This window comes from Providencia sp. PROV156, from assembly GCF_028480905.1.
Classification (GTDB): domain Bacteria; phylum Pseudomonadota; class Gammaproteobacteria; order Enterobacterales; family Enterobacteriaceae; genus Providencia; species Providencia hangzhouensis.
Window position 1 is genome coordinate 1 of record NZ_JAMPPE010000033.1, and the last position, 12,856, is coordinate 12,856.

11 protein-coding genes are annotated in these 12,856 nt (G+C 37.4%); 8 read left to right on the forward strand and 3 right to left on the reverse strand.

Going from position 1 to position 12,856, the window contains the following annotated elements; all coding sequences use genetic code 11:
• Nucleotides 1-124: 124 nt before the first annotated feature.
• Complete coding sequence (locus tag PSF31_RS18975; protein WP_096864099.1) at nt 125-994, reverse strand: aminoglycoside 6-adenylyltransferase; 870 nt, start codon at nt 992-994, stop codon at nt 125-127.
• Between the two features lie 251 nt (nt 995-1,245).
• On the opposite strand from PSF31_RS18975, the gene nadA reads away from it, so the two are divergent.
• The 4 genes from nadA to PSF31_RS18995 all read left to right on the forward strand — a co-directional run bounded on the left by nadA (nt 1,246) and on the right by PSF31_RS18995 (nt 5,631).
• On the forward strand, nt 1,246-2,286 hold the full coding sequence (gene nadA / locus PSF31_RS18980) for a quinolinate synthase NadA (protein WP_096864100.1): 1,041 nt from the start codon (nt 1,246-1,248) through the stop codon (nt 2,284-2,286).
• 66 nt (nt 2,287-2,352) lie between these two features.
• On the forward strand, nt 2,353-3,075 hold the full coding sequence (pnuC, locus tag PSF31_RS18985) for a nicotinamide riboside transporter PnuC (RefSeq protein WP_094962402.1): 723 nt from the start codon (nt 2,353-2,355) through the stop codon (nt 3,073-3,075).
• A gap of 353 nt (nt 3,076-3,428) precedes the next feature.
• Entirely contained in the window at nt 3,429-4,484 is a 1,056-nt protein-coding gene (gene aroG, locus PSF31_RS18990) for a 3-deoxy-7-phosphoheptulonate synthase AroG (protein ID WP_096864101.1), read from the forward strand.
• Nucleotides 4,485-4,686: 202 nt separating this feature from the next.
• Nucleotides 4,687-5,631 (forward strand): hypothetical protein, encoded by a 945-nt coding sequence (locus tag PSF31_RS18995; RefSeq protein ID WP_096864102.1) that lies wholly within the window; start codon nt 4,687-4,689, stop codon nt 5,629-5,631.
• Between the two features lie 47 nt (nt 5,632-5,678).
• Here PSF31_RS18995 and PSF31_RS19000 read toward each other — a convergent pair whose 3' ends face one another.
• Together PSF31_RS19000 and gpmA are read right to left on the reverse strand one after the other, a co-directional pair.
• Nucleotides 5,679-6,425, reverse strand: a complete 747-nt coding sequence (locus PSF31_RS19000; RefSeq protein WP_164560951.1) for a hypothetical protein — start codon at nt 6,423-6,425, stop codon at nt 5,679-5,681.
• Between the two features lie 164 nt (nt 6,426-6,589).
• Complete coding sequence (gene gpmA / locus PSF31_RS19005; RefSeq protein WP_004256752.1) at nt 6,590-7,342, reverse strand: 2,3-diphosphoglycerate-dependent phosphoglycerate mutase; 753 nt, start codon at nt 7,340-7,342, stop codon at nt 6,590-6,592.
• Nucleotides 7,343-8,273: 931 nt separating this feature from the next.
• On the opposite strand from gpmA, the gene PSF31_RS19010 reads away from it, so the two are divergent.
• The 4 genes from PSF31_RS19010 to PSF31_RS19025 all read left to right on the forward strand — a co-directional run bounded on the left by PSF31_RS19010 (nt 8,274) and on the right by PSF31_RS19025 (nt 12,844).
• Nucleotides 8,274-8,720, forward strand: coding sequence for a hypothetical protein (locus PSF31_RS19010; RefSeq protein ID WP_004256749.1), 447 nt, complete (start codon nt 8,274-8,276; stop codon nt 8,718-8,720).
• 21 nt (nt 8,721-8,741) lie between these two features.
• Nucleotides 8,742-9,062 carry a PTS fructose transporter subunit IIB gene (locus tag PSF31_RS19015; RefSeq protein WP_004256746.1) on the forward strand — a complete coding sequence of 107 codons (321 nt, stop codon included), beginning with the start codon at nt 8,742-8,744 and terminating at the stop codon, nt 9,060-9,062.
• Nucleotides 9,049-10,167, forward strand: coding sequence for a PTS fructose transporter subunit IIC (locus tag PSF31_RS19020; protein ID WP_096864104.1), 1,119 nt, complete (start codon nt 9,049-9,051; stop codon nt 10,165-10,167). The genes PSF31_RS19015 and PSF31_RS19020 overlap by 14 nt, the downstream gene beginning before the upstream one ends.
• Nucleotides 10,168-10,258: 91 nt before the next feature.
• The gene (locus PSF31_RS19025) at nt 10,259-12,844 is read left to right on the forward strand and encodes a glycoside hydrolase family 38 C-terminal domain-containing protein (RefSeq protein ID WP_096864105.1); all 2,586 of its coding nucleotides are present in this window, start codon (nt 10,259-10,261) and stop codon (nt 12,842-12,844) included.
• Nucleotides 12,845-12,856: the final 12 nt, after the last annotated feature.

The window sequence follows — 12,856 nt, forward strand, 5'->3', positions numbered from 1 at the left end:
TCAAGCCATTATCAAGCAAGCAATCCAAGTAATATTTACCTAAGTAAGTACTTAGTTGTCTAATCGCTCACAACAATAAAAGCACCGCATTCCTTTGCTGTGCTTCATTTATATTTATCTTATTTTACAGTGTGTCAGGGAGTAGGGCGTTATCCTGCAAAATGCCAATAAGCAGTTCTTGCATTTTTTCTGCCATAAGCTGCATATCATTGAAGCCTTGAAGGCTAGCGAGCTCGGTAGCTACTTCATTAAAGCAGCGCATCAAACACTGAAGAGACAATGAAGCGCTGTGAGCCGTTCCACAATTAAAAATGACCTCCAATGCCTCGATATAGGGTTTAGGCATCCATTCGTGATATTGACGGCCTTTATACCAAACATGCTTACCTTGCAGAGAAACTAGGTTTTCAACTAGTGCGAGAAAATACTGCTTCATATCTGCACTTCGCGACCATGCCACCCATAACTCATTTCGTGTGAGTGCGATGGCGACTTGATGAGCCTCATGCCAAAAATCGGTGATTATCTCGGCAAATTCAGAGGCACTAACAGGCTTTGGCTGTAAAGATGTTGAATTGGCAATTTCAGGCAGGCCATTAGCGATCCCTGTTTTATCCAATAAAACAGTAAAGCCCCGTGAAAATGTCGCATCTAAACCTTCACACTTCATTTTTTCGAGACGCTCAGGTTCTGCAAAAGTGAAATCAACTTTGCGGCCTTCTTCATAGATCACCAAGCAAGTAGGCCAGTCTGGCGCATCATTTTCTTCGTTAAGTAAATGAAGAGCAGCCAAGGGGGTACCAAAGTTATTAATCCAATGTGTTTGTTGGAATAGCTCTGTCACCCCGTGGCCAATCAATTCGATATCAATATCAGAATAACTATCGATATGTTGTTCTCGCCCTCGAGAGCCGGTTAATACCACGGCTTCAATTCTTGGATCGAGCAATGAAACTGAAATAATTTTATTTATTAATAATGCAGGTGATTCCATAACTGACCTAATGAATTAAGTAAGGATGGCTACGATACCGATAAAGAGGTAGAAAAGCGAAGGTTCAAACCTAAAAAGCGTAAAAAAGCTAAAGCAAAGCCATAAAAGGTTCTCTAATGAGTGAAAAGAAAGGAGACTTATTAAGCCAAGTGGGGTATCTTGTTTAGTATATAAAACAAAATGTATGTAAACTTGCGGTTTTAAACTTGAATAAGGTAATAAAATCGCTTTTTGCTAAACAGAGGCAACCAATGAGCGTGTTTATCGATTTTGACCAGTCAGTTTATCCGTTCCCAGCAAAACCAGCGCGATTAAGCTCGGATGAAAAAGAATTTTATCGGCAGAAGATTAAGTCGCTATTGGTGGAGAAAAATGCGGTAATCGTTGCACACTACTATACTGATCCTGAAATTCAAGCACTTGCAGAAGAAACTGGGGGCTGTGTTGCAGATTCACTTGAAATGGCGCGTTTTGGGGCTAAACATTCGGCATCTACCTTAGTTGTTGCTGGAGTGAAATTTATGGGCGAAACAGCAAAAATTCTCAGCCCAGAAAAACAAGTCTTAATGCCAACATTAGAAGCCCAATGTTCCCTTGATATAGGTTGCCCTGAAGAAGAATTTATCCGTTTTTGTAATGAGCATCCGGATAGAACTGTGGTGGTGTATGCTAATACTTCAGCAGCGGTAAAGGCTCGGGCTGATTGGGTAGTCACATCCAGTATTGCTGTTGAATTAATAGAGCACCTTGATAGCTTAGGTGAAAAAATAATTTGGGCTCCAGACCGCCATCTTGGGCGTTATGTCCAACAACAAACCGGGGCTGATATTCTGTGTTGGCAAGGGGCTTGCATCGTTCATGATGAATTTAAAACACAATCATTAGAAAAAATGAAAGCCCTATACCCTGAAGCTGCGGTATTGGTTCACCCTGAGTCGCCACAAGCGATAGTCGACCTTGCAGATGCGGTCGGTTCTACAAGTCAGTTAATTAAAGCAGCACAAAATTTACCTAACCCATCGATGATAGTGGCGACGGATAAAGGTATTTTTTACAAAATGCAGCAAGCTTGCCCGGAGAAGACGCTTTATATCGCTCCAACAGCTGGTGAGGGCGCAACATGTCGAACTTGTGCACATTGCCCTTGGATGGCAATGAATGGCTTAAAAGCGATTGCTGATGCCTTAGAAGGGAATTCGCAAGACCATCAAATTCAAGTCAGTGAAATATTACGAGAAAAAGCATTACGACCATTAAATAAGATGCTAGATTTTGCAGAGAGTCTAAAATAATAAAATACAATTTCAATGGAATACTGAGCAATACAACATTAACGAACACTTATAAAGGATTTTGGGATGGATTTCTTTAGTACAGCCAATACGTTAGTGCAGATCCCACTTTGGGGATCAGTTTATGATTTATCTTACATTGAAGCCGTGGGGACCATTGCTGGCTTACTTTGTATTCTACTTGCGAGTCTAGAAAAAACGATTAATTATCTATTTGGGTTAATTAACGTTTCTCTGTTTGCAGTTATTTTCTTTCAAATTCAGCTATATGCAAATCTATTGTTACAGATATTTTTCTTTGTCGCTAATATCTATGGCTGGTACGCATGGAGCAGAGTTACTAGTTCGCAGCAAGCAGAGCTAAAAATTCGTTGGTTGAGCTTACCAAAAGCAGCTATAACATTGGTTATTTCAGTTATCGCTATTATTTATCTGACATTTAATATTGATTCGGTATTTAGTGTGCTGGCGAGATGGGCCGTCGAGTTATTAAATCTATTTGGCGCTAACCTCGCAATGCCTGCAATAGAACCTGATGCCTTCCCATTCTGGGATTCGACGATGACCATTCTTTCCGTTGTCGCGATGATTTTAATGACACGTAAATATGTAGAAAACTGGTTGTTGTGGGTCATTATTAACGTCATCAGTATTGTGATTTTCTTTATTCAAGGTGTTTATGCCATGTCCTTAGAATACTTAATTTTATTAGGTATCGCCCTAAATGGCTCTAGGCTTTGGATAAAATCAGCAAAAGAAAACGGCTCCATGCCCATTTCTCGTACTTAGACAGAAAAAATCAACTAAAACAGCTAAAGTGGCATTATCGCCATTTAGCTGTTTTAGTTATTATTTACTCTGAAAAATGCCAGTTCTGCCTACTTATCATGCTAAATTTCAACATTTCACCTCATTTTATAATTGGCTACTAATAAAGTCCTAGTTTTATCGTGCGCTTGCCTGTTTACAGATGTCTGTTGAACGGTTAGATTAAAATTTCGATGCTAATTATCTTTTATCCTTTCGAGTACAGTGAAGGAATTCTGCTGTCTACTCTGCGCTTTGTTCGGGCGAAACCAACTTGGATAAATTTGGCATGTAAATCAACTACAGTAAAAATAATAAACATTGGATATACAGGTATGAATTATCAGAACGATGACGTCAGAATAAAACAAATAAAAGAATTATTACCACCAATTGCTCTACTTGAAAAATTTCCAGCAACCGACAAAGCTGCGTTTACCGTTCATGAAGCACGCCTGGCAATCCACAATATTTTAGCCGGTAAAGATGACCGTTTAGTGGTAGTTATTGGCCCTTGCTCGATTCATGATACTAAAGCGGCTTTAGAATACGCAGAGCGCTTGGGTAAATTACGTGAGGAATTAAAAGGTTCTCTGGAAATTGTGATGCGCGTGTATTTTGAAAAGCCACGCACAACGGTAGGTTGGAAAGGGCTAATTAATGACCCTAAAATGGATTGTAGCTTTGATATTAACGAAGGTTTACGTATTGCTCGTGAATTATTGCTGACAATCAATAACCAAGGCTTACCAACCGCGGGTGAGTTCTTAGATGTCATCAGCCCACAATACGTGGCAGATTTGATGAGTTGGGGAGCTATTGGTGCTCGAACCACTGAATCACAAATTCACCGTGAGCTAGCGTCTGGTTTATCTTGCCCTGTTGGTTTTAAAAATGGTACAGATGGCACAATTAAAATTGCCATTGATGCAATTAACTCAGCGCGTTCAGCCCACTGTTTCTTGTCAGTGACTAAGTGGGGCCACTCTGCGATAGTGAACACCAGCGGAAACCCAGATTGCCATATTATTTTACGTGGTGGTAAAGAACCAAATTACAGTGCTAAACACGTGCAAGAAGTTCGTGAAGGGCTAGAGAATGCGGGGCTTGTGCCTAGTATCATGATTGATTTTAGCCATGCAAATAGCTGCAAAAAATTCGAAAAACAAATGGAAGTGGCGACGGACGTTAGCGAGCAAATCCGCCAAGGTGACCGTTCGATTACAGGGATTATGATTGAAAGTAATCTTGTTGAAGGTAACCAGAATCTCGAATCTGATGAGCCATTAGTTTACGGTAAAAGTGTGACGGATGCGTGTATTGGTTGGAGTGATACTGAAAAAGTATTGCGTCAGTTATCAGATGCGGTGATCGCTCGTCGAAATAAATAATTTAAGAATAATAAGTACATCAAGCCAGATATTTTAATATCTGGCTTTTTTTATATATATACAGCACGATGGAATTTTATATTTTTTATTATACAAAAAATAAATTAGTTTTTTATTCTAAGCTGCATTATTATTTTTTTGTCATTTTTATTAATGGCATTCTTTAAAGTTAGTTAAGTTTTCATATAAAGGAGTATATAAAATGGCATTAACTGATAAATCAAGAATTAATTATGAAATCAATCTTAGAGTACTTTCTAATAAATTGAAAGAGAATGCAGAAATAATGCAAGAAAGTATTATGAATGCTAGAAAAGAGTTAGAGGAAGATCGTGTAAGACTGAATAATGATATTGATATTAGCATTAGAGGAGGCTGGGGGAATGATAAAGATAAAACCGATTCATTTAAATATATTGATTCGTTAAATGATTATCTTAACATAAGAGCAAGTGAATATAAGGATAATATTAAGGTATCTGAGTTAATGAATGAGTACATTGAAAACCCAGATAAAAGAACGGCTATCTTAGAACAAATCCGCCCTCTCGCTGAAAAGGTAAGTCAATTAGATGAAGTGCCTATTTTGTCTCGCAAAAATTATCCTTCAATGAATTCAGCAATTTGGTATGATTTGAAAGCGAATATTTCTGGACCTAAATTAAATAATGATTTCAAGTATGAAGTTGAATATATATTTAATTTAATGAATGCAGAAATAGATAACGATAATGGATATATTTCCAATAATGTCTATAATTATATGGAGGATGTTAAATATATTCGGGAAGGAATCCCCCGCATTGAGAAATCAATTTTAGAATATGAGGCAGACTATGTATCGGACAAAGAATCATTTCCTAGCGCTGAATATTACAATGAATTTATATCAAGTTTAAAAGATAAAGTTAAAGAAGATAAAAGAATAGTTTCTATTATTAATGAAACTATTAAAGAATATGTAATTAAAAATCCTAATAGTACAATTCATTTAAGTGGGAATAGTGGTTTTTCTCCAGTAGATATTTTGGGAGAATGGACTGTTTCGTTCATAGATAATCACTTTATTAGTATAGGTTCTCCTAATGAAGTGAATATTATTAACTTGACTCCACCTGTAATGCCTATGATACCTAACGCAAATTAATCGTAACGACTGCCGGCTTGTCAAGCGGCAGTCATTGTGTCGCCCACTTACTGTTTTTTTTGAATTTGGTTAATGAAGGTATGCAATTTTGACTGTTCTTCCGGTGTTGCATTCGCCGGAGTTGCCGTTAATTGCAATCGTTCAGTATCGGTCTGCACATCAAAATGTACTTTGCCTTTCTCGCCTTTTGTATATTCCACCTCTTTTAATGGAATACGATAACAGTAAGCGAAAATGTTTGGGCGAATATAGAAATATGAGTCTTTAATCGCTAAATAGACACCATCACCCGCTTTTTTGCCAAAGTAACCAAGGAAAATGGTGAAGACAAACAGGAACATCCCTAAGCTTTGGCTCAATATAATAAAGGTGATACTGATTAAGCCAAGTGCAACGACTAAAATACGGTTATTGCGCTTGTTGAACTCAATGCGTTGGTCAAATTGAACATTTAAAGAGGTATCAAATTGGGTTAGCTGGTGGTAACGCCAGCGGATCGCAGAGAAAATCATTCCCATGGTAAATACAATGGTGATTGGCATTAATGCTAGGCTACTGAGTACGGCAAGGACAATGGATAACCGAGGTTTATAAGTCATCACCATCATACTAATAATTTGTACTGGGAAGCTGATACAAGCAATGATCATTAAGGTTTTCATCAGCTCGGCATTAGCAGCACCATTTGAACCATCAACGACTAATTCGCCACCTTGGATCATATACAGCAGGGAACCCAAGATACTGGCGCTAAGTACAAGGCCAACCCAAACATACATATTAAATTTGTTCATTTTATTGTTTTATCAACCTTTCAATGTGTTTTCCCTATAATAATCGGTTATTGGGATTTCTTACACTGTGAGTTAAGTTTTTTTGAGGAATAGAAGTAAATGGATAAGAAAAAAGGGCTAAGCATATGGCTTAGCCCTTCAATATTTAGAGATAAAGTTAATAATTACTTCGCTTTACCTTGGTTTGCTACTGCGGCTTGTTTTGCAGCAATTTCATCTTGGTTACCTAAATAGTAACGTTTGATTGGTTTCATGTTTTCATCGAACTCATAAACCATTGGTACCGCAGTTGGGATGTTTAATTCCAAAATTTCATCTTCACTTAAGTTGTCTAAGTGTTTCACTAAAGCACGCAGAGAGTTACCATGAGCGGCAATAATGACTTTCTCGCCACTAGTAACGCGAGGCTTGATGACTTCTTCCCAGTAAGGAACGACACGCTCAATAGTGGTTGCTAAGCTTTCAGTAACGGGTAATTCTTTATCTGAAAGTTTCGCGTAGCGAGGATCGTGCCCTGGGTAACGCTCATCATCTTTTTCTAGGTCTGGAGGTGTGATAGCAAAACCACGGCGCCATAATTTAACTTGCTCGTCACCGTATTTTGCCGCGGTTTCTGATTTGTCTAAACCTTGCAGAGCACCGTAGTGGCGTTCATTTAATTTCCAGCTTTTTTCAACGGGTAGCCATGATTGTTCAACTTGATCAAGGATATTCCATAAAGTATGAATAGCGCGTTTCAGAACGGAAGTGTAAGCAAAATCAAACACAAAACCTTCGTCTTTTAGCAGTTGGCCTGCAATTTTTGCTTCTTCGCGGCCTTTATCGGACAGTTCTACATCAGTCCAACCTGTGAAGCGGTTTTCTTTGTTCCACTCACTTTCACCGTGTCTTACTAAAACCAGTTTAGTTACAGCCATAGCTAAAACTCCTATCAGTACACTCAAATTAAAAATGAATTATTGCTGACCTACATTATAGGGATAGTCAACTCGAACGCTAGTAGCAACTTGCATTTTCTCCCTATCAATGCGAAAAACAAATTTTACACGAGAGTGATGACTTGTTTTCTAGGTTCATAGATCCTGTGGATACTCTAAATTTAACTCGAATTGAATCGATACAGCAAGTGGTAAAATGATTGTTTGTACATTCCCATGATAGATATCAATCTAAGCACTCAATTACCTCTAACAAGAAGAACCGGTAATGGCTATTTTTTACGAATTATTGGAGATTGTTGCTTCTATCTATAATTTTACAGCATTAGATTCTCTTTTCGTATGATTTTTGTTCAAGGATGCATTCTCTCTAAATTTTTTAATGATATAGCTAAGAAAAATGAGCATGAAAGTGACTAATGGATTGATAAGGTTGAATTTTTTAATGTTTATTTATGCGTTATTTTATAATCTTATATTGAGTAATATCATTTAGGTGCTTTAGGGCTATCAATCGAATTATTATATTTCTCTATCCTAAATTAATTGTTTTTTGATTTTTTTGTTTCATTGTATCTCTTTAAATTTAGCCAATAAGAAAAATGACATTCTATATAAAAACATATAAAAATAGCTTCTATTGGATTAATATAAAAAGATCAGATTAATAATTAATAGTATTGCGAAATTCTTAGATTATTATACTTTTAGGTTTTCAGTGAGGTTATTATTTATCTAAAAAATTTATTTTAGATAAATCTTTGATAATCAGGTTTTTATTGAAAAATGAAAATAGCCATTAATATTTTTAGCATTTTAATTTTTATTTAATTTAATAAATGAGGGTGGAATCACAGTAATTTTCTATTTTATACGTTTAGAATGGTACTAGTTTCTAAAGGGGGACACTATGTCTTTACATTTTGCTTTATTTTTTAAAGGCTGCATTTTATTTTTGCTATCACTTGATAGCAAAATGAAAGCTTTATTAAGCAAAATTTGCTGGTTTGTACCAATTGCATCCCTTGAAAAAGATGAATCTGAGAATTCTAATCAATCTGAAAATGATTTCTCAGTTAATTGGTCGCAGTTATGGCAGAGTGCACAGAAGCTTTATATTTCTGTATTTGATAGCGATTTAACTAAATTAGAAAGAAATGCTTATGTTAATCCTTTAATATCATTAAATATTCGTAAACGTCACGAATTGATCTTTTTATTCCTTGTGTCCAGTTTGCGCCACATAATGATTTGTCGTCATTCTAGTGGTGCACCTGGAAATATTATTTCTTTACCTTTAGCTGCCTTTAAAAAGCACAATGCGCATTTATGCCATTGTGCTTTTTTTATTGTCTGAATTAAATTTTAAGGAGTTGTTATGTTTATTGTTTGTGTTGCGGCTTGTCCTACTGGTGTTGCTCATACATATATGGCTGCTGAATCGTTGGATATCATAGGAAAAAAAAGAGGCCATGAAATTAAAGTTGAAACTCAAGGGAGTATGGGAATTGAAAATGAGATTACCAGTGACGATTTAGCAAGAGCAGATGCGGTCATTTTGGCTGCTGATGTCGCTGTTATTAATAAGGAGCGATTTAATGGGATGATTAAGCTTGAATGCAGTGTTGCAGACCCAATCAAGTATGGCGATGCAATTATTGATGCAATTGAGGAGGAAATGAAAAATGGGGCAGTCTAATGGAACATCGAAACTAGGCATTGGTACGGAAATAAAAAATGCCATTATGACGGGTGTGTCATGGATGCTGCCATTTGTTATCGCAGGTGCAGTGATTATGGGGATATCTCGTATTGGTGCATCTTTATATGGTATTGATAATATTTGGGATTCTAGCCATCTGGAAGCTACAAATTTCGTCGTCCAAGTGCTTCATAAATTTGATGGTTTTGGAGGATTAGCACTCTCTCTGATGTTACCTATCGTCGCGGGGTATATCAGCTTTGCTATCGCGAATAAGCCTGGTTTAGCGCCTGGAATGGTCGGTGGTTTGTTGGCAAGTAATTTAGGCACCGGGTTTTTAGGGGCCTTAGCAGCAGGGTTTATTGCTGGTTATATTGTACGTTTGTTAGCTAAATATACGAAATTACCAAAATCACTTGCATCAGCAGGACCGATTTTTATTTTGCCAGTAGGTGGTACATTACTCACCTGTATTATTATGGCATTTGTGATTGGTGCACCTTTAGCGGCACTTAATCATGGTATGGAGCAATGGCTTTTATCAATGTCGGGATCTAATAAAGTAATTCTTGCTGCCGTTATTGGCGCAATGGTTGGATTTGACCTTGGTGGCCCGGTTAATAAAGCCGCAGTAACCACTGCAATGGCATTATTAGCATCGGAAATTTACGAGCCAAATACAGCAGCTCAAGTTGCTATTATTATTCCCCCAATTGGGATCGGTTTAGCAACGCTAATTTGGTCAAAACGTTTTCCTGAATCATTAAGAGAAGCAGGAAAAGCTTCTACGCTAATGGGGTTAATTGGCGTTTCTGAGGGCGCGATCCCATTTGCTCTTGCTAATCCAAAGATTATTATCATTAACATTATTGGTGCAGCAACAGGTGCAGCTATGGCGGTCGGTCTAGGTGCGATAAATCATGCTCCTATTTCGGGATTTTATGGGTGGTTAGCCGTAGATAAATGGCCGATATATATATTATCGGTTGCTGTGGGATCTGGAATTATTACTATTGGCTCTTTATTAATATTTCGTGGTAATGAAACGATAGAAACTAAAAAAACAGAAACAGATATTCCTAAATTTAAAGTCGGTCGTTAATTAGAGAGTTATTTTAATAATGTCGTACAGTGTTAATTAGCGTGAATAACGTGACGGGGCTGTTCTGCTAAAAATATTTTAAGGTCATAAAATGAAAACGGTACATTTAATTCAACATACGCACTGGGATCGTGAATGGTATTTCACTGAGAATGATTCAAAAATTGTTCTTTATTATTTCATGAATGATTTAATTAAACATTTAGAAGAAGATCCTTCTCTTGGCCCCTTTGTTTTAGATGGGCAAACCGTGGTGCTGGAAGATTATTTACAGGTTGCACCAGAAAGGCGTGATTGCTTACAGAAATTAATTAAACAAGGCCGAATTCTTATTGGCCCTTGGTACACACAAACTGATTTTTTAGTCGTTGGAGCGGAATCTATCACGCGAAACTTACTGTTGGGAAAAGTAGATTGTGAGCAATGGGGCGGTTATATGCCAATAGGCTATGTGCCTGATTCATTTGGACAAAGTGCACAGCTACCTATGTTTTTGCAAGAGTTTGGTATCAAACATGCGGTCGTATGGCGTGGATGGTGTGAACATGATGTCGCAAGTAGTGAATTTATTTGGAAATCGCAGTCAGGTCATAGTGTGGCTACTGCTGTATTACCTTGGGGCTACGGCTGCGCGAAATGGTTACCTGATAATCCAGAAAAAGCCTCTGCCGTTTTACCTGCTATCTTGGAAAAACAAGCCCGTTTTGCTCACTCAGACCAAATATTACTACCTAATGGTAATGACCAATCCCCTTTTGAATATGCCGTACCTGCGATGCTTGAGCAATTAAATAAAGCTCAAAAGGAATATTATTTTGTCAAAAGTAGTTTCAGTGCATTTTTTGATGCTTTACAAGCAAATAGCACTGAACTACCTGAATTTAATGGTGAATTGCTGAGCCCGAAATATATGCGTGTACATCGTGGTATTTTTTCTACTCGAATGGACATTAAATTATTAAATGCAAAATTAGAACAATTTGTTAGTCAACAACTTGAGCCTCTTCTATCCATTAACTGGCGGCTTGGTTTACCTTATCCACAAACTGCGATTGACAATATTTGGCGTAAAGCTATGCAGTCACACGCTCATGATAGTATCGGCGGATGTAATTCTGATCGTGTTAATAGCATGGTGAAAGCACGCTTACAAGATGGTTTAGAAAGTGCAAATCAACTGTTTGACCTTAATATGAAGATGCTTGCTCGCGGGATTGAAGCAAAACAAGATGGTAAAAAAATTATCATTTTCAATTCGTTGCCACATAAAAGAGATGCTCAAGTTCGTATTACACTTTATACACCTGAAAATGATTTTTGTATTAAAGACGATGCAGGAAAACCTTGCCGCTGGCAACTTATTCATGAAGAAAAACAAGATATGTCTTTGATTGTACAAGAATTGGCGAATAGCACGACAACGACATGGTACCGGAAATGCGAAGTCTTGCTTGAAGTGAAAGAGTTACCTTCATGCGGTTATCAGACTTTTTATTTGGTTGAAGGGGAAAATTCAGGTTTTGAAATTCAACAAAACATTCAAACTGAAAATACATTAGAGAATGAATGGCTGAAACTTGAACTGCACCAAGGACGATTGTTATTAACTGATAAACGTAATCAACAACAATACCCAAATATTCTTAGATTAATTGATGGTGGAGACGAAGGAGATAATTATAACTATTCGCCACCTGAAGATGATTGGTTAATTAGTAGTGATGGACACTTACAGCAATTTAACTGTGTAAGAGCATCGTTAATGGATTCATTTATTCTAAATTGGCGAATTCCAGTACCACAGAATGCAATTGCTCGCCAAACCAAACAGGTTAATGCGCATTTATCTGCCACAATGCAGGTTTCTTTACCTCATGATAAGGCATGGCTAGATGTTGAAATCACAATTGATAATACCATTGAAGACCATCGAATTCAGGTTGAAATTCCTACGGAAATTCAACAGACATTTCACTTTGCAGACCAACCTTTTGGTTTAATTCAGCGAGAAAATAATCCAGCCAATATGGATATTTGGCAAAGTGAAAATTGGGTAGAGGCACCAACAGCGCTTTACCCAATGCAAAGTCTGGTAATGCAACATGATGATAAAAAAGGTATTTGTATCGTTACTGAAGGGCTAAGAGAGTATGAAATCCCAGACAGTCAACCTGACATGATAAGAATAACACTTTTGCGCAGTGTGGGTTGGCTAGGCCAAGCAGAACTAACTTGGCGGCCAGGGCGTGCATCAGGTATGGTTTTGCCGTCACCGGAATCACAAATTCAGGGGCTTCATCATTTCCATTTTGCTGTATTGCCGATAGAAAATGGCCAAAGCGCTCAACTATGGCGTGATATTGAGCATTGGCGTTTACCTGCATTTGGTTACCTAGATTCCGGTTGGTCTCAATTTAAAACGAATCCTCATTATATTGTTTTTCCTGATAATTATAGTTTATTGACGTGGGATAGTGAGCTGCACTTCAGCACGTTGAAAAAAGCACAGAATCAAGAGTCACTGATTTTACGTGGGTGGAACCCAAGTAGTGAAACCAAAACCTATACAGAACCTAAGTCGAATACGTTGATACATCAAGTTACTTTATCGGAGTCTATATGCATAAACACAGATAAAGCAGCTCCTTGTACACCTGTGTCTTGGTTAATTGACTAATTAATAAAGGAA